General features: G+C 49.0%; 20 protein-coding genes. All 20 read left to right on the top strand.

The window, feature by feature from the left end:
* Positions 1-146: 146 nt before the first annotated feature.
* The 20 genes from EQU24_RS10665 to EQU24_RS10570 all read left to right on the top strand — a co-directional run bounded on the left by EQU24_RS10665 (position 147) and on the right by EQU24_RS10570 (position 19,972).
* Positions 147-2,066, top strand: a complete 1,920-nt coding sequence (locus tag EQU24_RS10665; RefSeq protein ID WP_017839518.1) for a methyl-accepting chemotaxis protein — start codon at positions 147-149, stop codon at positions 2,064-2,066.
* Between the two features lie 30 nt (positions 2,067-2,096).
* Positions 2,097-3,695, top strand: a complete 1,599-nt coding sequence (locus EQU24_RS10660) for a chemotaxis protein CheW (protein ID WP_138767147.1) — start codon at positions 2,097-2,099, stop codon at positions 3,693-3,695.
* A gap of 53 nt (positions 3,696-3,748) precedes the next feature.
* On the top strand, positions 3,749-4,801 hold the full coding sequence (gene cheB, locus EQU24_RS10655; protein WP_017839520.1) for a chemotaxis-specific protein-glutamate methyltransferase CheB: 1,053 nt from the start codon (positions 3,749-3,751) through the stop codon (positions 4,799-4,801).
* A 317-nt stretch (positions 4,802-5,118) separates the two neighbouring features.
* The gene (locus EQU24_RS10650) at positions 5,119-5,757 is read left to right on the top strand and encodes a HEAT repeat domain-containing protein (RefSeq protein ID WP_017839521.1); all 639 of its coding nucleotides are present in this window, start codon (positions 5,119-5,121) and stop codon (positions 5,755-5,757) included.
* Between the two features lie 12 nt (positions 5,758-5,769).
* Complete coding sequence (locus EQU24_RS10645; RefSeq protein ID WP_017839522.1) at positions 5,770-6,612, top strand: CheR family methyltransferase; 843 nt, start codon at positions 5,770-5,772, stop codon at positions 6,610-6,612.
* The gene (locus EQU24_RS10640; RefSeq protein ID WP_017839523.1) at positions 6,609-6,980 is read left to right on the top strand and encodes a response regulator; all 372 of its coding nucleotides are present in this window, start codon (positions 6,609-6,611) and stop codon (positions 6,978-6,980) included. Before EQU24_RS10645 ends, EQU24_RS10640 begins: the two co-directional genes overlap by 4 nt.
* On the top strand, positions 6,977-9,349 hold the full coding sequence (locus EQU24_RS10635) for a chemotaxis protein CheA (RefSeq protein ID WP_017839524.1): 2,373 nt from the start codon (positions 6,977-6,979) through the stop codon (positions 9,347-9,349). The genes EQU24_RS10640 and EQU24_RS10635 overlap by 4 nt, the downstream gene beginning before the upstream one ends.
* On the top strand, positions 9,349-9,597 hold the full coding sequence (locus EQU24_RS10630; RefSeq protein ID WP_017839525.1) for a hypothetical protein: 249 nt from the start codon (positions 9,349-9,351) through the stop codon (positions 9,595-9,597). The genes EQU24_RS10635 and EQU24_RS10630 overlap by 1 nt, the downstream gene beginning before the upstream one ends.
* Position 9,598: 1 nt before the next feature.
* Complete coding sequence (locus EQU24_RS10625) at positions 9,599-9,973, top strand: response regulator (RefSeq protein ID WP_017839526.1); 375 nt, start codon at positions 9,599-9,601, stop codon at positions 9,971-9,973.
* A gap of 16 nt (positions 9,974-9,989) precedes the next feature.
* Positions 9,990-11,213, top strand: a complete 1,224-nt coding sequence (locus EQU24_RS22965) for a methyl-accepting chemotaxis protein (protein ID WP_017839527.1) — start codon at positions 9,990-9,992, stop codon at positions 11,211-11,213.
* Positions 11,214-11,344: 131 nt separating this feature from the next.
* Positions 11,345-12,220, top strand: a complete 876-nt coding sequence (locus tag EQU24_RS10615; protein WP_017839528.1) for an STAS domain-containing protein — start codon at positions 11,345-11,347, stop codon at positions 12,218-12,220.
* Complete coding sequence (locus tag EQU24_RS10610) at positions 12,217-12,603, top strand: STAS domain-containing protein (RefSeq protein WP_017839529.1); 387 nt, start codon at positions 12,217-12,219, stop codon at positions 12,601-12,603. The genes EQU24_RS10615 and EQU24_RS10610 overlap by 4 nt, the downstream gene beginning before the upstream one ends.
* 3 nt (positions 12,604-12,606) lie before the next feature.
* Positions 12,607-13,026 carry an anti-sigma regulatory factor gene (locus EQU24_RS10605; protein WP_017839530.1) on the top strand — a complete coding sequence of 140 codons (420 nt, stop codon included), beginning with the start codon at positions 12,607-12,609 and terminating at the stop codon, positions 13,024-13,026.
* A complete protein-coding gene (locus tag EQU24_RS10600; protein WP_017839531.1) occupies positions 13,020-13,433 on the top strand; it encodes an ATP-binding protein in 414 nt (137 codons plus the stop codon). Before EQU24_RS10605 ends, EQU24_RS10600 begins: the two co-directional genes overlap by 7 nt.
* Complete coding sequence (locus EQU24_RS10595; RefSeq protein ID WP_017839532.1) at positions 13,430-14,038, top strand: SpoIIE family protein phosphatase; 609 nt, start codon at positions 13,430-13,432, stop codon at positions 14,036-14,038. Before EQU24_RS10600 ends, EQU24_RS10595 begins: the two co-directional genes overlap by 4 nt.
* Complete coding sequence (locus EQU24_RS10590; RefSeq protein ID WP_017839533.1) at positions 14,028-15,101, top strand: sensor histidine kinase; 1,074 nt, start codon at positions 14,028-14,030, stop codon at positions 15,099-15,101. Before EQU24_RS10595 ends, EQU24_RS10590 begins: the two co-directional genes overlap by 11 nt.
* A 33-nt stretch (positions 15,102-15,134) precedes the next feature.
* On the top strand, positions 15,135-15,506 hold the full coding sequence (locus EQU24_RS10585) for a response regulator (protein WP_017839534.1): 372 nt from the start codon (positions 15,135-15,137) through the stop codon (positions 15,504-15,506).
* A 166-nt stretch (positions 15,507-15,672) separates the two neighbouring features.
* On the top strand, positions 15,673-16,515 hold the full coding sequence (locus tag EQU24_RS10580; RefSeq protein ID WP_017839535.1) for a CheR family methyltransferase: 843 nt from the start codon (positions 15,673-15,675) through the stop codon (positions 16,513-16,515).
* Positions 16,516-16,718: 203 nt separating this feature from the next.
* Positions 16,719-17,825: a protein-glutamate methylesterase/protein-glutamine glutaminase gene (locus EQU24_RS10575; RefSeq protein ID WP_026130029.1), complete on the top strand. Its 1,107-nt coding sequence runs from the start codon at positions 16,719-16,721 to the stop codon at positions 17,823-17,825.
* The gene (locus EQU24_RS10570; RefSeq protein ID WP_175421677.1) at positions 17,822-19,972 is read left to right on the top strand and encodes a sensor domain-containing protein; all 2,151 of its coding nucleotides are present in this window, start codon (positions 17,822-17,824) and stop codon (positions 19,970-19,972) included. The genes EQU24_RS10575 and EQU24_RS10570 overlap by 4 nt, the downstream gene beginning before the upstream one ends.
* Positions 19,973-20,210 lie beyond the last annotated feature (238 nt).

The raw sequence follows: 20,210 nt of genomic DNA, 5'->3' as shown, positions 1-20,210 counted from the left end.
TATAGAAGCTCAAAATGATATTCGGTCAAAAGCAAATCTAAGGTAGATAGCGGCTTGAAGACAACTCGACAGAAATGTAATTTTTTCCGAATGCTAATAGATGATTGCCGTATTTAGCAAGTCCGGCGTTTTAAGGAGACCCACCGATGGCCATAGTAAAAAAAAATATTTCACAAGCTCATGTTGTTGCTGTCGATAGCGCAAAACAATCGACGGTTTCAGTGCGTGAAGCGGAAGCTCAACGTAAAAAGGCGCGGACTCTCGCCAAGCAGCAACAAGCCGCTGAGCGGATAGCCGCTGCAACAGGTCAACTTGCATCCGGCATCAATGAGGCAGCATCTGCTGCGGAGGAACTTAAACGCGCGTCCGACCAAATCGCTACGGGCGCCGAAGAAGCATCGGGGGCCGCGCACGAATCGTTGACCGCGTTCAAGCAAGTAGGTGATGCGGTTACTCGTCAAATGCAAAATGCCGAAGAAGGCCAAAAGAAAATGGATGCCACACAGTCCTTGGTCATGAAAACCAGCGATGAAATCATGGGCCTTGTTAATAATGTGGGCATTGCCGCTCAACGCCAATCGACATCTGTCGAAATGGTGGTTGAGTTGGAAAAACAGGCGGCCAACATTGGCGATATCGTCAAAGCCGTAGCCCGTATTGCCGATCAAACCAATCTATTGGCGCTCAATGCGGCGATCGAGGCCGCTCGAGCCGGAAAACATGGAAAGGGATTTGCTGTTGTCGCCGATGAAGTAAGAACGTTGGCCGAAACCTCGGAAAAAAGCGCCAAGCAGATACAGGACTTAGTCGGGCAGATACAACAGGAAGTCAAGATTATCGCCGACGGCATCAATAATTCCGCCAAAAACATCGAGGGCGAGGTCGAAAAAGGCAAGGCCATTACCGAACAATTAGAGCAAATTCGTCTGAATACGATCGATATTATCAATGGGGTTCGTGAGATTGCGGCCGTTGCTCAGCAATCGAATGTAGCCGCTTTGCAGGCATTGAAAGGCTCGGAAAACATTGCGGCGGCAGCCGAAGAACAGTCGGCTGCCGCAGAAGAAGCGGCTAAGACGGTCGCCGAACAGGCCCAAGCGCTTGCGGAATGCGAACAAGCCGCACAAAGCTTGTCGGAGTTGGCGGAGGATCTGAAAAATTCGACAGACGTTGCCAAGAGTGCCGAAGAGGTGGCATCGGCGGCCGAACAATTGTCTTCGGCCGTTCAAGAAATCAATCGCTCTGGTACTCAGATCATGGCGGCGATAGAACAAATCCGTAAGGGCGCTCAGGTACAAGCGTCCGGATCAGAAGAGTCGGCAGCCGCTATAAGCCAAATCGACAAGGGATTGGAAGTTGCGCAAGGGCGAGCAGAGACGAGTACCCAGAAGGTCAATGCGATTAAAGATATGTTGGCGGGCAACAAGACGAGCGTCGATGCATTGATTGAAGGGATTTCCAATTCGGCCGGCGCTTCTCGCTCCTGTATTAAACAAATTAAAGATTTGGGAATGGTGTCCCGCCGTATCGACAAGATTGTCGATGCGATTTCTACCGTTTCGATTCAAACGAATATGTTGGCGGTCAACGGTTCTATAGAGGCGGCGCGTGCGGGCGAGTTCGGCAAGGGGTTTGTTGTCGTTGCAACCGATATTCGTAATTTGGCGCATGATTCGGCCGAAAATGCGGATCGTATCAAGGATTTGGTGAAAGCGGTGCAAGATCAGATCGGTGTTGTGGAAAAGGATTTGGAAGAGATTGCAATTTCTGCGCATAGCGAGGTGGAAAAAGCCAAAACGATTACAGACAGTCTGGTAACCATCGAATCCGATATCTTAGGTGTCGAGCAAGGTACGCAACAAATTTTAATGGCAGCCAATGAAATTGCGGCCGCGATCGGTCAAGTCAAAACGGGAGTCGATCAAATTGCAGCGGCCGCACAAGAAGCCGAAAAAGCGGCGTCTGAAGCCGCGTCCGCTGCAAATCAGCAATCTCAGGGTGCGGAAGAATTGGCCGCCGCAATCGAGGAAATTGCCTCGCTCGCCGACGAACTACAAAGTGCCTAAGATGTTTCCAAATATTGCTGAGAGTATGCCATGACAACAGAAACCCTAGAGCAGCGGATGGAGCTAACCAAAGTTGAAGACTCGGTTGTTAAAGATACCGATTCCGATATTCGCCAGTTTGTTACTTTCATCGTCGGCAAAGAAGTTTTTGCCGTAGATATGGAACCGGTACAAGAAATTATTCGAGTTCCTCATGTGGTGCGCGTGCCGTTGGCTCCCGAAACATTAGAGGGATTAGCCAATTTACGAGGCAATGTTTTGCCGATTATTTCCTTGCGTAAAATATTTGGTTTTCAAGAGCGTGAATACGATGATGCGACTCGTGCGGTCGTCATCAAGCAAGGACAACCGCTCGGTTTTGTGGTCGATAAAGTATCCAGTGTGGTCGGCATAGAGCCCGAAAACATCGAAGATGTCGGTTCGATCAAAGGAACCGTGGATACCGATTTGCTTTCCGGATTGCTTAAGAATGTCGGCGGTCATGCAATGATCATGATTTTGGACTTTTCAAAATTGATTATTCGAGAGTTTAAAGATATCGCCGAATTGAATTGTTCCGCGTCGCCCGTTGGAATATCAAGCGATTATGGTAATGAAGCGGCTGAAATGGAAGAGACGGTAAGCGATGAGTTGCAATTGGTGAGTTTTGTCGTAGCCGAACAGGAATATGCCATAGCGATCGAGGACGTTCAGGAAATCGTGCAAGTACCGGATCATATCGTACAGGTTCCAAATTCCGAGTCGCATGTGTTAGGGATCATGACTCTGAGAAACCGGCTGTTGCCGTTGGTCAGTTTGCGCTGCATGTTCGGCTTGCCCGCTCTGAAGGCGGACGAGCATAGCCGTATCGTTGTCGTATCGTTGGGAACGGCGTCGGTTGGCGTGGTAATGGATAGCGTCAATGAGGTTTTGCGCGTCGGTAAAGCTTATGTCGAAAATATGCCGGGGCTATTCGCTCGCGACGGCGATTTGTCCGATATATCCGAAATTTGTCGTCTTGACGGAGGAGCGCGACTGGTTTCGATTATCTCTGCCGGAAATATGTTTCGGCATACTGCGGTCAAGGAAGCATTGAATACTGTGGATCAATTACGCGAGAACGAAAACATGTCCAACAATGAGATTATCGAAAACCAAGAGACCGAGATTATCGAAGACGAAGAGCAAGTAGTTGTTTTTCGTTTGGACAAGGAGGAATTCGGGGTGCCGATCGGTAGTGTTCAGGAAATTGTTCGTGTTCCAGATTCGTTGACGCATGTGCCGAAGGCGCCGGCTTTTGTCGAAGGTGTGATCAATCTTCGCGGATCGGTGCTTCCGGTCGTCGATCAACGCTTGAGATTGGGATTCTCGGCAGTAGAACGCAACGACAGACAACGTATCATGGTGTTTTTGTTAGACGGCATTCGCACGGGATTTATAGTCGATTCGGTTTCGGAAGTATTGAAAATTTCGAAAAATACCATCGAACCGTCACCGCATTTGTCCAACGAGCAAGCGCAATTGATAAGTCGTGTTGCTAATCTGGAAAAGCAAAAAAGGTTGATTCAATTGATTGAACCGACACGGTTGATCGAAAGCCGTGATTTGAAGGGATTGGAAGAGTTGACAAAGCAAGATGGCCCTCAATGAATGTTTCAATGCGGCAATATAGATTGGCGATAATGAAAGGTACAGGGTAGCGCATGATAAAAATATTGATTGTTGACGATTCGGCATTGATGAGACGCCATTTGGCAGCTGTGTTCGAAGCGGAGGGCGGATTCGAGATAGGTTTGGCGCGCAACGGAAAGGAAGCGGTGGAAGAAAATATGGCATTCAAACCGGATGTTGTAACCCTAGACATCAATATGCCGGAAATGGATGGCTTGACTGCCCTGGCATTGTTGATGGCGGAACGCCCCGTGCCGGTTGTCATGGTGTCGTCGCTGACGGAAAAAGGCGCTTTGGCCAGTTTCGAGGCGATGGCGCTCGGTGCGGTTGACTATATCGCGAAACCGGATGGAACCATATCGCTTTCGATCGATGCGATCAGGCGTGAAATTATCGACAAAGTGCGAGCGGCTTATCGGGCCAAACCGAAATGCGCGAGGGGCGGAAAAAATTTTCAGCGCGACGCGATCAAGCCGGCTCAGAAAGAAGTCAAAAAACATTTCGAAACTGCTGATTCGGGAGTGGTCGTCATTGGCGTATCGACCGGAGGCCCTAGAACCTTGGAGGATATTTTGCCGCAACTACCGGAAGATTTTCCTTGGCCGATTCTAGTAGCTCAACACATGCCGAGCAGCTTTACATTGCCTTTTGCGAATCGAATGAACGACTTGTGCCGGTTACAGGTAACCGAAGCTTCGAGAATTGTACCGCTCGAAGCCGGAACGATTTACATTGCCAAGGGTGGCGCCGATGCCGTATTGACTCGGAGAGTCGGCCGTCTGTCGATGCAGGCGAAACCCGAAGCCCCTGAGTATTTATGGCATCCGTCGGTCGAGTTATTAGGCAGGTCGGTATTGGAGCATTACGAGCCGACACAGGTAATTGCCGTCATGTTGACCGGGATGGGGTATGACGGTGCCGATGCCTTTGCCGAAATCAGAAAAAAAGGCGGGCGTACGATTGCCGAGTCGGAAGCATCTGCGGTCGTATTCGGTATGCCGGCAGAACTGATCAAACGCGGCGGCGCGACGGTCGTGCTCGATTCCGGGCGCATTGCCGATCAGATCGTTCAGTGGGCCGGTTAACTTAGGATTTCGTGATAAATAACGTCCTGGAACTATGAGCTTTGTTGAGGGTTCGGTAACTCGCTTGACAGGACGCCGTGAATACGTCCTTGTAGGCTTGACGGCGGCTTTCCCTGCGGCCGACACCTGCCAATCGAGTTACCGAACCCTCCGAAAAATAGGGAAGTTATTTACGGCCAAATCCTTAATGGCATTGCGCTCAATGCTAGGAGAGGGACTGGCAAAGCCTTTGCCGAGTACCCCGGCACCTCCATAGATTTATGCCGAAATTTGGAGTGCGAAAGTGATTGTCAGGAAATGTATTAGGAGAACGACGGATGATGAGTATTGTAAAAAAGCGAACAATCGAGAATGCCCAGAATAACGATACAAAGCAGATTCATCGGGCGTTACCGGAATTGATCGACGCGATGGAATCATGCGACGTGAATGTCAGGCGTTTGGCCGCACGCGAATTGGCGTTTTATCCTGAAGCCGCACAAACACTGGTTTCGTGCCTAAAACGGGAATGCGATTCGAGCGTCAGGGAAGTCATTTTGACATCATTGACTCGATGCGATTCTCCCGAATTTGTAGAGGAATTGGCTGATTGTTTGAGAAGCGAAGATGCCTCGTTACGCAATGAAGTCATCGAAGCCATGAAAGCGATAACTGTGGAAGTCGTACCGGTGATGGAACAATTGCTTGTCGATCCCGATCCGGATGTGCGGATTTTAGCCGTGAATATTTTGGAATCGTTGCGTCATCCCAAAGTGGAGCAATGGTTGATAAATATCATCGAGCGAGATTCACACGTTAATGTTTGTGCCGCTGCAGTCGATTTGCTTTGCGAATTGGCTACGGAAAAATCGCGACCGGCGTTGGAGGTTTTTATAACAAGATTTTCGGACGAGCCGTATATACGATTTGCCGCGGAATTGGCATTGTATCGAATCAAAGCGAATCGAATCACATAAAGTTGAGACGCCATGACGAAAACGTTAATCAATGATGAAGATTTTCGAAAATTCGGGGAATATTTTTACCGTAAAACGGGTATTCAATTCGAGGTTTCGAAGCGTTATTTCGTCGACAAGCGTTTGATCGAACGGATCAATGCTACCCAATCCGATAATTTTCTAAATTATTTCATGATGCTGCGTTTCGACAGCGATGGCCTTGAGTTACAGAAATTAGTCAACTTGATGACCGTCAACGAAACCTATTTCTTTCGGGAGGCATACCAATTCGACTGTCTTGTAAACAGCATTTTGAACGAAATCACAGATACTAAAAATGACCGAAGGCCGATACGGATTTGGTCTATACCGTCGGCTTCGGGCGAAGAGCCTTATTCAATCGTGATCTATTTATTGGAGCATTGGCCGGGTATCGAACAGTGGGATGTTGAAATCATCTCTTCGGATATCGATACCGATATCATAGCCAGCGCAAAACGAGGCCACTATACGGATCGTTCGGTTCAGCATCTTCCCAAGTATTTGTTGAGAAAATATTTCGTCCCTAAAAACGATGGTTTTCAGATCTGTGACGATTTACGCGATGCCGTGGAATTCACCAGAGTTAATCTGATCGATCCGATGGAGGTTCGCGCATATCGCGAATTCGATGTAATTTTCTGTCGAAATCTACTGATTTATTTCGACGATTTGTCACGCCGTCAGGCCGCCGATACGTTCTACGACGCTTTGAATCCGGGCGGATTTGTCTGCCTGGGGCATTCGGAGTCGATGAGCCGAATATCTTCGCTCTTTCGTGTACGTAAGTTTCCAGAGGGAATCGTCTACCAAAAGCCAAAGGAGGACATATGAAACGCATTCTGATTGTCGACGATGCCGCTACGGTGCGGCTATATCATCGCAATATAATCGAATCGGCCGGTTTTGTGGCAGATGAAGCGATCAACGGCATCGAAGCCCTCGAGAAAGCGCTGTCTATGCCGTTCGACCTATTTCTGGTCGATATCAATATGCCGAAACTCGATGGTTACGGTTTTATTAAAGAACTGCGAAGTCAAGATATCGCGCAAGCGCCGGCGATGATCGTTTCGACCGAAGCCAAGGAAAGCGACAGGGATAAGGCATACATGGCCGGGGCCAACCTGTACATTATAAAGCCAACGAAACCACAGGAATTGTTGACGTATATCGGTTTGTTACTTGGGGAGGAGGCTGCATGACGCCATTGCTCGAGCAATTCATTTCCGAATCGCGCGACTTTTTGCCGGAAATCAATGAAAAATTGATGCGCCTGGAAACCGAAGCCGGTAACGCCCAAGTTATGAACGAATTATTTCGCTTGGTTCATACGCTCAAAGGTAATAGCGGCCTATTCGATTTTCCCGAGATGACGCGTGTATTACATGCTTGTGAAGATTTGCTGGATGCCGTGCGCGATAATCGGGCGTCCTATTCGGAAAGCATGGCCGATTGTTTGTTGGAAGCTATGGATTTTAGCGGCATGTTACTCGATGAAATCGAGTCATCGGAAAAGATCGATTCCAAGCATGCGCGAATGTCGGTCGAGTTGACGGCTTCGCTACTGCATTTGATCGAGTCTAAACAAGAATCGAATAAGGCTGTAGGCTTGGCTCAAAAAAACGATCGATCGACCATTTTTAAGTTGCCGAACGAATTGGATAGCGATTTGCGTAAAAGGTTGTATTGCGCCATTGTGAACGATAGCCTACCGGTAGTCTATATCGAATACGCGCCGGAATCGGAATGTTTTTTCAAAGGCGAAGATCCTTTTTTTCAAGTGAGACAAATTCCCGAAATCGTGTGGCGTTCTATACAAGTAACCTCGCCTGATTTCGATATCAAACACATAGACCCCTATCAATGTGGCCTCAAATTCCGGATATTGTGTCGGGCGGAAGCGTCCGAGTTACAAGAACTTTTCCGATATACTCCCGAACAGGTAAAAATAATTTCGTTGACTCCCGAGGACCTATTACCGTTCGATCGCATTAAATTTCCTGAAGGGATTCAGGCCGAAAGAACTGATCAGACCTTGGACGAACTCGGGGAGGGGGAGGTTTTAGCGCTCACCGAAGAACAGACGATTGCGCTTCGTGAAATTCTATGTGCTCAACGCGACGTATTGGCACAGGCCGATGATGTGCCATGGTTGAAAGGCCGTTTACGCTCAGTCGCGGTCGCCTTGACGGCAATTCATAGAGCGCTTGGTCGTATTGATTCGATCCCGATGATTGAAGCTGCATTAAATGATGCATTGGCACATGAGACGTCGGCCCCCCTGCAGGAATGGCTCGAAAAGCATGCGCCTGAAACCGCACTTATATCGACAGCACTCGAAGAAAATGCCGATTTCGAGCCTAAATTCGGTCGGCGTGCTGAAGATGTTATTTGCGGGCCTAAAACGCTCAAAGTCGACCAAGAAAAAATCGACCGATTGATGGCCTTGATCGGCGAAATGGTCGTTGCGAAAAACAGCTTGCCTTATTTAGCCTTACGCGCCGAAAACCAATTCGGGAGCCGCGAACTGGCGCGTGAAATCAAAACTGAATATGCCGTCATCAACCGCATCGCCGAGGAAATGCAAGATGCGATCATGCAAGTGCGCATGTTGCCGGTATCGTTTATCTTTCAACGATTTCCCAGGCTCGTGCGGGATATATCGAAAAGATTGGGTAAGCAAGTGACTTTGGTCATGGAAGGCGAAAACACTGAGGCTGATAAAAATATTGTCGAAGCTTTGGCCGATCCGTTGATACACATTATTCGCAATAGTCTTGATCACGGAATTGAAAAGCCGGATGCGAGAGAAGCGTCTGGGAAAAGCAAAGCTGGTCGATTGACGATACGCGCAGGCCAAGAGTCGGATAGAGTTGTTATTGAAATTACGGACGATGGCCGGGGCGTCGATCCGGAAATCGTTAAGCGTAAAGCTTATGAAAAAGGCTTAATCGATGAAATCGAAAGAGAGCGAATGAGCGACCGCGAAGCTGTCAATTTGGTTTTTGCGGCCGGTTTTTCCACGGCGGCGAAGGTGTCTGAAATATCCGGGCGCGGCGTAGGCATGGATGTGGTCCGCAATGCCGTCGAAAAAGTCAACGGTACGGTTGTCATGGAAAGCGACAACGGCAAGGGCACCCGAGTATTGCTTTCATTGCCGCTATCGATGGCCGTCACAAATGTCATGATCATCGAATCGAATAACCAAATTTTTGGAGTACCGATGGATACGGTTGTGGAAACGGTAAGAGTATCCGAATCCGCGATACGCGTTATCAAAAAAAGACAGGCAGCAGTGTTGCGAGGTCGTATAGTGCCATTACTTTCGTTGAACCGATTGTTGGGAATCGGTACCCGGCAGCGACTCGATGACGATAATAAATATGCAGCGCTTGTGGTGCGAATACGTGGCGAGCAAGTCGGCGTATTGGTGGATAATTTCCATGAAACCGTCGATATCATTCTCAAACCGGTAAATGGAATTTTGAGCGGATTGAATGCGTATGCCGGTTCCGCCCTATTGGGCGACGGTTCGGTGCTCATGGTTTTGAATCCGAAGGAGCTTGTGTGATGGCGATTGATTATCGAAATGAATGCGCGGTATTTAGCGATGTGGTCGGCGTCGAAGAAGCCGACGGCTTATTGGAATGGCTTGAAATAAACCCGGGCAAGCCTGTGGTTCTGGAAAAATGTCAACATCTACACACGGCTATCTTACAAGTTTTGATGATGTTTAAGCCGCCCGTTTCGGTTTTTCCTGCGAACGAAGAATTATGCAATTGGTTAACCGAGTTGTGGCCACAGAATCCAGGAGAATGACATGGCAAAAACAATATTGATCGTTGACGATTCGAGTACGATGCTGATGAGCGTCAAAAATAGCCTTGAGATCGGCGGCTTCACTGTCGAAAGCGCCGATGATGGCGTAAAGGCTCTGAACAAACTCAAAACCGGATACAAACCCGATTTGATCATTACCGATATCAATATGCCGAATATGAACGGCATCGATTTGATCATGAAAACACGTGAGTTGCCGGCACTCCGTTTCGTTCCGATCTTGGTATTGACGACCGAAAGCCAGCAGGCCAAACGCGACGAAGCGAAAAAGTACGGCGCTACCGGTTGGTTGGTTAAGCCTGTTGGAGGTACGGATCTGCTAAAGATCATTAAACAAGTTTTGCCGGGCGCATGAAATCCGGGGGGTGCTAATGAATGATACGGAACGGTTGTTTGCCGAGTTCGACCGGGAGCTTGCCGCAGTGCGAAAAAATGCGGCGTTCAGTATCGCCGCCGCCATTTTTACTATGCCTGCGTTGTTACTTTTTTTGTCTGATTCCGACCAGGTTCTCTTAAGTTTTTCGGTAGCGGTGACCGCGCTTTGCATCCCGGTTTGGCTGGTGCTTTTGCACAGTAACAAACGCTTGACATTGCTGGTTGAAAAAACGAAAGCACAAATGGCGTCGACAGAAGTTTTCCAGGAAAAGTGCCGTCATGGCGGGAAGTTCATCAATGTCAGTCTCGATCTCGATCAGCTGATTCACCCCAATCTAGAGGATGTGCAAAATCATACCGAACACGCATCGCATCGCATTATCGAACGTGTCAGCGCGTTGGCGGCGACGGCAAAGCGATTGGTCGATTATCTGGATAAGGCGAGCTTCGAATCCACGGATATGCAACAGGAAATCGAGACAAAGACCGAAGTGATTGAAAATATAGTGCGCGTTATGCCGGCGCGTATTAAAGAAGATCAAGAAAAGGTTTGTCAGTTGACTGAACGGATACGTGCGATGACGCAAAATATCGGTGTCATAGGCAATATAGCGGATCAAACCAATTTGTTGGCGCTCAATGCTTCAATCGAAGCTGCAAGAGCCGGCGAGGCCGGACGAGGATTTGCCGTAGTTGCCGACGAGGTTAGAAAACTTGCTCAAACATCGGCCGTTGTCGCCCAGGAAATCGAAACGGCGATGTCAGGTGTACGAAAAGCGCTGGAAGAAGGTTTCGACGAGACTTATCGTGATCGGATGAACGATGAAATCAAGAATGCGGAAGACGTTATCGCTACGATCAAAAAGCTAGGTAACGGCTATATGGATATGAGGCAGTTTTACAAGACGGTTCTGGACGTAATGACTGAGTACAACACCAATTTGGCTAGGGATATTTGCGAAGTGTTGGGTGAAATACAATTTCAAGACGTTGTGCGACAACGCATCGAGCGAATGCGCAACACATTGCAGCAGCGCGAAGCCATTTTTCGCGAGATGGCCGATTATCTGGAGGAAGGCGAAGCATCGTCGGATAAGTTACCGAAGGCTATGTTGTCGGGGCTGTGCGAATTACTCAAAGGCTATCGGGAGGAAGAGGAATGCCATGTTTCCGGCCTTGCGAATATGGATGGCGCTTTATCGAGACTCGAATTGTTTTAGGGTTTAATGCCGGGGTTGAGGATTTTCGTTGCGAGTCGGCTTTCAAAAGGTGAAAAATTTTCGAACATACCGCCTATAACGGTTAATAGACAACGATGTCCGCGAGGTTGTGGGCTTAAGGGGAAGAATTCATGAATGACAATTCGCGATCGATTATCCAAACATTGTTTTTACACGACCGTGAAAATATCGCCGAGGAATGGATGGCTGAAATCGCCGAAATCGTGGCGGGAACGCCTCATTTGATGACTCTCGATGCATGGAAAATATATGCCGAACGCATGTTCGATGAAATTGTGCGATGGCTAACGGAATATCATCCGAACGTTACTGCCGTTCGGGCCGATAAAACAACTAGGCTTGGCGGACTGGTGATCGAGTTGAGCGCGAAATGCGCAAAACTAGGCATGCCGCCAGCCGATACGGTACGTTACGTCATTTCGTTGAAGAAAGTCTTGATGCGGCGTGCGCTTGCGGAACCGGATCTTGCGGTCAAGGATATGGTTGCTTGCTTTTCCGCGTTGGACGATCTGCTGGATAGTTTGTCCTTGCTGACTTTCGAGACCTATGTCGACTCGCGTGAAAAGATTATCGCTCAGCAAAGCTTATCGCTGTTGGAATTGTCGAGTCCGGCCGTGCTGCTTTGGAATCAAGTGATTTTATTGCCGCTGATCGGGTTGATCGATACCTTAAGAGCCCGCCAATTTACCGAAAGATTGCTCGAAGCGATCGCGCGGCATGAGGCAGCCGTATCGATTATTGATGTCACCGGCGTGCCGATTTTCGATACCGGCGTGGCGAAGCACATTATGAAAGCCGTCGATGCGGCGCAATTGCTCGGTTCGCGTGTCGTAATGACGGGTTTGAGTCCGGAAGGCGCGCAAACATTGACCAAGCTCGGTATTGCTTTCGACGGCGTGATCAGTAGGGCCAGCCTTCGAGCCGGTATGGCCGAAGCGTTGAAAATGATTGGCTGCCGTATCGTTGACGAAAAGGCCAAATCATGAAAATACCTATTTTACGTCTCGGGCGTATCTTATTGACCTCGGTGCAAATCGACTTGTCGGACAACGATGTCCTGCAATTTCAGAGCGATGTGGTCGCCCAGATATCGGAAGTCGAGGCTTTGGGCATCGCGATTGATATTTCGGCGCTCGATGTCGTCGACTCGTACATGGCGCGCGTGCTCAGCGATACCGCCGGTATGGCGCGGATGCTCGGTGCCGAAGTGATCATCAGCGGCATTCAGCCCTTTGTGGCGATGACGCTGATTGAAATGGGCAGGGGGCTGATCGGAGCGGATTGTGTCTTTAATCTTGAACAGGCGGTGGAGCGGCTTAACGAACGGATCGCGGAGAGAGGCGACAAATTTTCATACTTGAGGGATTGAGTCATGGCCAAACCTCATTTCGAAAAATCAATTTCGATCGAGGCTTCGTCCGATATCGTCAGGGCTAGAAGCGAAGTTCGCACTATAGCGGCTTCGATGGGGTTCGGCAGTGCGGATCAGACGCGCCTAGCCACCGCCGTGTCGGAACTGGCGCGCAATATCATACAGAATGCCGGTAGTGGCGTTTGCGAAGTGACGGATATTTCTAGTACCGAGTCGGTGATTTTGCATATTGTTTTTCAAGATAACGGTCCCGGTATCCCCGATATAGCTCTAGCCATGCAGGATGGTTACAGTACGAATGGCGGGTTGGGCGCCGGTTTGCCGGGTACGCGTCGGCTGATCGACGGCTTTTCGATCGAATCGCGTCCGGGGTTGACGCGAGTTTCGATTACGATGCAAAGAGAAAGCGGTTTATGCTAAAAGAATCGACTGTATCGAATGGCGTTGTACGTACGATTATCGTCATTGAATCAGATATCGCCGATGCAATGCGACAGACACGAGCCTTGGCGACGCAGGCCGGTTTCGGTCGTATAGCGGTTTGTTACATTGCGACGGCGGTGGTGGAATTAACAACTAATTTGTTGATACATGCCGGCGGCGGCTATTTCGAAGCCGAAATAGCCGCCGATGGTCGCTGGATTACATTGGTTGCAAAGGATAATGGTCCAGGAATCGCCGACATTAATCTCGCATTAACCGACGGATTTAGCACGGTTGGGGGATTGGGCTGCGGTTTGCCGGGTGTCATGCGATTAATGGAGCACATCGAAATCAAAACGCAGATCGGTATCGGTACCTGTGTCGTTGCAAGGAAGAGTAAATGACCGAAAAATCAATACACGACGATGCTTGTACCGCCGGTTATGCGACTCGCCCGTGTCCGGGCGAGCGGGTTTGCGGAGACAGTTGTAGAATTTGGACTAATAACCGTCGAATCGTGCTGGCACTGGCGGATGGATTAGGCCATGGATCGCATGCCGCGAGCGCAGCCGAAAAAGCATTGTGTATTATCGGGTCGCGCGTTGATTGGCCGCTCGAACGATTATTCGGAGAATGCGACGAACAACTGCGCGATACACGCGGCGCCGCATTATGCGTAGCTTCCATAGAGTTGGATACCGGACGAATGGTTCACGCGTCGGTCGGCAATGTCCGGACTGTTATTTTGAACGGTGATGCGGAGAAACGTTTATCCGGGGCATGCGGAATTATAGGCGCCGGATACGATTATTTAGCGCCTGAAGTCTTCACGTTGACGAAATTTGATTGGCTGACCATGTATTCCGATGGCTTTGCGGAATATTTACCGTTACGCGAATTGTTTGAACATAATGAGTCTAATTCTCGTGTAACAGCCGAACAAGCATTGGCGCGTTGGGCATCGGGCCGAGACGACGCATCAATGTTGATTTATCGTCATGATGCCTAGTTCGTTACCCTATGATTCCGACAAATCCGCATTGGAACGCTATGTTCGAATATTGGATGGCTTTATTAACGCAAAGGACAACTACATCGCGGAGGATTATTTGACCGAGGCCTTCGAATTGGGGCGCGAATTGGCGAGGAATGCGATTTCACCGGATGAAGTCGTCGGTTTGCATGACGAGGCTTTGATTCAACTTAGCCATAGAGATTTCGAAACGCCTATAGGAAAAGTCGTGCATCGTTTATCCAAGCCGTTGCTCGAGATGTCGATGGCTTACGGTTTGGCATTTCGCGAGCAAATTGAACAAAGATACGAGGCCTTTGTTAACGAACGGCTTCTGCAATCAAATAAGCTGGAGGCGATCGGTACGTTGGCAGCCGGTATCGCGCACGATTTCAACAACATTATCGGCAGTATCATCGGTTTCGCAGAGATGACCGGCGATTTGCTTGCCGATTCAAGGCAAGGACAGGAGAACATTCGGCAAATTTCGATTGCCTGTAGTCGGGCGCATGATTTAGTAGTGCGGATGCTTTCTTTTGCACGCCAAATACCGGCTACACCCATATTGCTGGATATTGCCGATCCCATACGAGAAGCGTTGACCATGTTGTCGGTAACGCTGGATGCGTGTATACAAATAAATTTCTCGATAATGGATGAACACCTTTGCGTCATGGCAGATCCGGGACAGATTCAACAACTCATCATGAATTTGTGTATCAATGCCGCGGAATCGATGATGCCGCGCGGCGGACGTATCGATATTGAGGTAGGCTTGGCGAGAGGACATATCGCCGGTGATTTTTCGAAACATTGTAACAACAATATCTATTTATTGGTTGCCGATACCGGTTCGGGCATGCCACCTGAAATCCAAAAACAAATTTTCGATCCTTTTTTTACGACAAAAGCGCCGAGCGGCGGTAGCGGTCTGGGGCTTTCGGTCGTTTACGGTATTGTGAAGAGTTTAGGTGGGATGATTGAAGTCGGTAGTCGCTCGACCGGTGGCGACACCGGTACGGAGTTTCGGGTTTTTTTGCCCCGTGCGGCCTCCGGCTGATGGTGGGGTGTGTTAGATATTGAGGAGAGGTTTGTGGCGAATATTTTGCTTATTGAAGATGACGAACAGTTTCGTACGATGCTCGTACAAATGCTGGTTTCGGATTCTCACAAAGTCGATTTGGCCGTTGATGGGGAAGTAGGATTCAAGCTGGCATTGCAAAAAAAACACGATTTGATCATTACCGATATTCTATTGCCGAAAAAAGACGGTATCGAAATCATTATGGACTTGAACAGAAGCGGTTACCCGATTCCAATCATTGCGATTTCCGGCGGAAGAAGATCGATAAGTGCCGATTTCAACCTCGAGTCGGCCGCATTGGTCGGCGTCAAAGCAATGCTTGCCAAACCGTTTACGCGAAATGATTTGCGTAATGCGTTAAATCGCGTATTGAATCGATAATGAGGAGAGCGAACGGCATGGCTTTCGAGCAGCCAATACGAAACTACGGTTTCGATGATTTCGGTATCAGTTTATTCCGATGTCGAAATCAATTTGCGCCTATAGTATTTCTTCAGGGTTTTGGCCAATATGACATCTAAGGGCGAGATTTTATGGATAGTTTTAGATGAGAGCGGAAACGATTAACGGGTATGGCGGCGGCAATTTACCGATATTGTACGATCACGAGTTCGACCGATTCCGCGATTTGATATACCGGATTGCCGGTATCTCAATGTCGCCGGCGAAAAAGACGCTGGTTGCGAATCGTTTGATGAAGCGCCTCCGTTATTACGGTATGTCCAGCTTCGCCGAATATTATCGGCTGTTAAGTGATCCGAAACAAAAAAAAGAATTGCAAATGGCAGTCGATTTGTTGACCACCAATGAAACGCATTTTTTTCGCGAGCCGAAGCATTTCGATTTTTTGTCGCAACATATTTTGTCTTCATGGTCCGATCGCGCGTTGTTTCGCGTTTGGAGCGCGGCTTGTTCGAGCGGAGAAGAACCCTATACGTTGGCGATGCTGTTATCCGAAGCTTTCGGCGATACAAATTGGGAAGTCATCGCGAGCGATCTGAGCATGCGCATGTTGAGTGCAGCGAGAAAAGGCGTTTATTCATTGGACAAAGCGAATGAAATTCCCAAATATTATTTGAACCGCTATTGTCTGAAAGGATACGGCAGCAAAACCGGGACTCTTTTGATGGAAAAAAAACTGCGCGATCGAGTGCGATTTTGTCAATACAATCTGACGAAATGCGGCGAGCAGTTCGGTGTATTCGATGTGATATTTTTACGTAATGTTTTGATTTATTTCGACCAAGAAACCAAGCGCCAGGTAGTTTTGCACCTATTGCCGTCGCTACGAAGCGGCGGCTATTTTTTTGTCAGTCACTCCGAAACGCTGAACGATATCGAATGCGGTTTGACGTTGGTGGCGCCGTCGATTTATCGCAAACCGGTCTAGAGGAAACTTCCCGTTGGTGCATGTGTCGTGTGCAATATCGGTCGGATATAACAAACTTGGACTCGAGTTGACTTATTGCATGGATTAAGTAGCAAGCCTATATCTGGTGCTGCTTTCAAAACGATGTAAATCGATAAGGAATACACGGATAAAAAAAACCGCGTGGTCTGGGCGTTAATCAATGAGTAATTTTTCATGAGGCGATGATGGTTATCAAAGTGATGGTAGTCGACGATTCGGCTTTCGTACGAAAAATATTGACTGAAATACTTTCGGAAGACCGCGGCATCGATGTAATCGGCGCGGCCGCCGATCCGATCTTCGCGATGCGACATATGCGAAGACAATGGCCCGATGTCATCGTGTTGGATATCGTTATGCCCAGAATGGACGGCATCGTTTTTCTTAAACAATTGATGAGCGATCGTCCGACTCCGGTGGTGATGTGTTCGGCTTTTACAGAAAAAGGCGCGGAAGCGACGATTCGTGCGTTGGCCGCCGGAGCGGTCAATTTTGTCACGAAACCTAGAGCGGGGCTTAGAGAAAGACTTCCGTCGGCAGCCGGCAGCGTTCTTCACGCGGTAAAGGAAGCCTCGCAAGCGCGCGTGATCAATTTATCGAACAGCCGCCCGAACGAAAGCAAGTGCCCAATCGAGGTCGGTCCTAAATTAAATGCCGATGCCATTCTATCGAAGCCGGACCGCTTGACTGCTCCTGCGACCGAGCGAATAGCGGTCGTCGGCGCATCGACAGGCGGTACGCGTGCACTCGAAAAGGTTTTGACGACATTGCCTTCTTCCTGTCCGGGTTTAGCGATCGTGCAGCATATGCCGGCAAAATTTACCGAAGCGTTCGCGGCGCGTTTGAACGGCATTTGCCAAATCGAAGTCCGGGAGGCCGTCAACGGCGATCGAATTATGCCGGGCAAGGCCTTGATTGCGCCCGGCGGAAAGCATATGCTTGTCAAACGCGCTTTCGGCGCTTATTACGTCGAAATCGTCGACGGGCCTCCCGTGTGCCGGCACTGTCCCTCGGTCGATGTGTTATTTCGATCGGCGGCTAAATTTGCCGGAAAAAACGCGCTGGGTATTTTGATGACCGGCATGGGCGATGACGGTGCCAGAGGGCTAAAAGAACTCTACGAATGCGGCGCGCAAACAATGATTCAGGACGAAGCAAGTTGCGTGATCTACGGCATGCCTAAAGAGGCGCTCAAATTAGGGGCGGTTGGAACGGTGCTTTCGCTTTCGGACATTTCGCCTGAGATTATGAAATATGCGGGTAAGGAACGAATATGGGACGCTACATGACAGCTTTAGAAAGTTTCGCTCCGCGTTGGTTTCTAAAATGCGTAAACTGCTGCATTAAAAAACCGTTGAGCATGTTCACCGAAGCGTCGCTAGACATGACGAGCGATGCGATTATCACGGTCGATGCCAAAGGCATCATCCAATATTGTAATCGATCAACGTTTAACCTACTGAATCTGGGTCGTGACGAGTTGATCGGGCGGTCTTTTTCCGAGATGGTGCAGTTGTTCAACGACAAAAGCGCTTGTTCTGAGGTCAATTTTTTCGAGCGTTTTTGTTCTACGGAACCGTTTTTCGATAGGGAATGTCCGTTGTTTTTGCACCGGCCCGACGGCAGCGATGTCGCGGTCGAAGATTGCGCGGTGCCGATCGAATTACCGGAAAGCCGGGAGCCTGGCGCGTTGATCGTGCTCAGAAATATTTCCGAGCGCAAACGGGCGCAAGATGCGCTCGATCTCAGCGATCGAATGTTCCAAGATTTATTGAATTTCGTGCCCGATGCGTTGTTGATTGCCGAAGTCAATGGGAAAATCACACTGGTCAACACTAAAGCTGCGCGAATGTTCGGTTACGGGCGAGCCGAGCTGATCGGCATGGATTTGTTTGCGCTGATTCCCTTTTGCCCTTTTCATGAAAACCGGGCGCAACTTTTGTGCGGATGTGCTGACAACAATATCGATTCTTCATTATGTGAGATTTCATGTTTAAAAAAAGAGGGTGGCACGTTTCCGGGGGAAGTTAATTTCGGCTTGTTGGATTCGATCGAAGGCCGCTTGTTGATCGCTGTCGTACGGGATATCTCGCAACGCAAACAGTTCGAACGCCAGATTTCCTATCAAACGACACATAATGAGCTGACGCGTTTGCCGAATCGAGCCTTGCTGTTGGAACGTCTCGACGACGCGATAGTGCGGGCTCGATTAAATCGCACCATGGTGGGTCTCATGTTTGTCGACCTCGATAATTTCAAAAATATCAACGATACGCTCAGTCACGGAATTGGCGATGCTTTCTTGTGCGAGATTGCGACACGCTTACTTGGCTTATTGCCCGCATTCGACGAATTGGCGCATATCGGCGGAGATGAGTTCGTATTAATGTTTGAAAATGTTCGGGACAGAGAGGAGCTCGACGGTGTTGCGCAACGCGTACTCGAAACGATCGATCAACCTTGCGACATTGACGACCGACGCATACAGGTGAGTGCCAGCATCGGCATAACGGTATTTCCGGACGATGGGGACGATACGTTGACGCTGCAACGCAATGCCGATATGGCAATGTATCGCGCGAAAGAAAAAGGACGCAACAGCTTTGCGTTTTACTGTCGGGACATGCACAAAACACAGCAAATGCGCCTTGAAATCAGTAATGCGCTACGGCAAGCATTGGAAAACCGCGAATTCGAATTGCATTATCAGCCCAAACTCAATTTGCATACGGGTCGTATTAGCAGTGCCGAAGCATTGATTCGTTGGCAGCATCCGGAAAAAGGCATGATCGCGCCGGGGTTTTTTATTCCGTTGGCCGAGGAATACGGACTGATCGTCGATATCGGCGCCTGGGTAATCGATGAGTCGTGCCGACAAATCTCTCAGTGGCGAGCTGAAGGCATGGCGCCGCTGCGTGTTTCGGTCAACTTGTCGGCCGGACAGTGTCGACGCGACGATATCTATACTCGAGTCATGAAAACCTTGTCGTTGTATGGCGTCGAGTCTAAATATCTGGAGCTCGAAGTGACCGAAAGCATGGTGTTGCACGATCCGGAGCAAGCTCTGCAAGTGTTTCGGGCATTGAGCGATGACGGTGTGCAGATAGCGATCGACGACTTCGGTACCGGTTATTCGTCTTTTTCCTATCTGAGGCGTTTCCCGTCGAAAGCGCTCAAGATCGATAAGTCGTTCGTCGACGGGCTGGCCGACGATATCGGTAATTTGGAAATCATACGCGCTATCGTTTCCGTTGCGCATAATCTCGGCATGCGCGTCGTCGCCGAAGGCGTCGAGACGATTGAACAATTCGACCTGCTACGCGATAACGGCTGTGATTATATTCAAGGTTACATTATTAGTAGGCCGGTTCGGGCATCTGAGATAGCCGGCTTTATAGTGGAAAGCGAGAGGCGCCTTTGGAATAAAGGGGTATGAGACAATGAGCAAGGTTGCTTAAAGCTAACTGCCTACGGCATAAGTGCCAACTTAAGAAAATAACGGGACGTTTCACTAAGGATTGCGGAATTCGGTGCCAGGTATGGCAATGCTTAGCTTCTCATTTATTTATGTAACTTGAATATCGGCAATCTACATGCGAGTTGACGAATAATGCAGTCAATGCACCATAGGGTAGGCGCTAAGTTGGTGTCTGCACGGTATGCCAAACTGAGGC

Source organism: Methylotuvimicrobium buryatense (genome assembly GCF_005931095.1).
Taxonomy (GTDB): Bacteria; Pseudomonadota; Gammaproteobacteria; order Methylococcales; family Methylomonadaceae; genus Methylotuvimicrobium; species Methylotuvimicrobium buryatense.
The sequence above is the reverse complement of the archived record's forward strand: the minus strand, read 5'-3'. Positions and strand labels throughout refer to the sequence as shown.

Excerpts from the sequence above, each read along its gene's own strand:
- EQU24_RS10660 (WP_138767147.1), top strand. The coding sequence starts at position 2,097 with ATGACAACAGAAACCCTAGAGCAGCGGATGGAGCTAACCAAAGTTGAA.
- EQU24_RS10570 (WP_175421677.1), top strand. The coding sequence starts at position 17,822 with ATGACAGCTTTAGAAAGTTTCGCTCCGCGTTGGTTTCTAAAATGCGTA.
- EQU24_RS10665 (WP_017839518.1), top strand. The coding sequence starts at position 147 with ATGGCCATAGTAAAAAAAAATATTTCACAAGCTCATGTTGTTGCTGTC.
- EQU24_RS10640 (WP_017839523.1), top strand. The coding sequence starts at position 6,609 with ATGAAACGCATTCTGATTGTCGACGATGCCGCTACGGTGCGGCTATAT.
- EQU24_RS10590 (WP_017839533.1), top strand. The coding sequence starts at position 14,028 with ATGATGCCTAGTTCGTTACCCTATGATTCCGACAAATCCGCATTGGAA.
- EQU24_RS10595 (WP_017839532.1), top strand. The coding sequence starts at position 13,430 with ATGACCGAAAAATCAATACACGACGATGCTTGTACCGCCGGTTATGCG.
- EQU24_RS10600 (WP_017839531.1), top strand. The coding sequence starts at position 13,020 with ATGCTAAAAGAATCGACTGTATCGAATGGCGTTGTACGTACGATTATC.
- EQU24_RS10580 (WP_017839535.1), top strand. The coding sequence starts at position 15,673 with ATGAGAGCGGAAACGATTAACGGGTATGGCGGCGGCAATTTACCGATA.
- EQU24_RS10630 (WP_017839525.1), top strand. The coding sequence starts at position 9,349 with ATGGCGATTGATTATCGAAATGAATGCGCGGTATTTAGCGATGTGGTC.
- EQU24_RS10615 (WP_017839528.1), top strand. The coding sequence starts at position 11,345 with ATGAATGACAATTCGCGATCGATTATCCAAACATTGTTTTTACACGAC.
- EQU24_RS10575 (WP_026130029.1), top strand. The coding sequence starts at position 16,719 with ATGATGGTTATCAAAGTGATGGTAGTCGACGATTCGGCTTTCGTACGA.
- EQU24_RS10645 (WP_017839522.1), top strand. The coding sequence starts at position 5,770 with ATGACGAAAACGTTAATCAATGATGAAGATTTTCGAAAATTCGGGGAA.
- EQU24_RS22965 (WP_017839527.1), top strand. The coding sequence starts at position 9,990 with ATGAATGATACGGAACGGTTGTTTGCCGAGTTCGACCGGGAGCTTGCC.
- cheB (WP_017839520.1), top strand. The coding sequence starts at position 3,749 with ATGATAAAAATATTGATTGTTGACGATTCGGCATTGATGAGACGCCAT.
- EQU24_RS10610 (WP_017839529.1), top strand. The coding sequence starts at position 12,217 with ATGAAAATACCTATTTTACGTCTCGGGCGTATCTTATTGACCTCGGTG.
- EQU24_RS10625 (WP_017839526.1), top strand. The coding sequence starts at position 9,599 with ATGGCAAAAACAATATTGATCGTTGACGATTCGAGTACGATGCTGATG.
- EQU24_RS10650 (WP_017839521.1), top strand. The coding sequence starts at position 5,119 with ATGATGAGTATTGTAAAAAAGCGAACAATCGAGAATGCCCAGAATAAC.
- EQU24_RS10635 (WP_017839524.1), top strand. The coding sequence starts at position 6,977 with ATGACGCCATTGCTCGAGCAATTCATTTCCGAATCGCGCGACTTTTTG.
- EQU24_RS10605 (WP_017839530.1), top strand. The coding sequence starts at position 12,607 with ATGGCCAAACCTCATTTCGAAAAATCAATTTCGATCGAGGCTTCGTCC.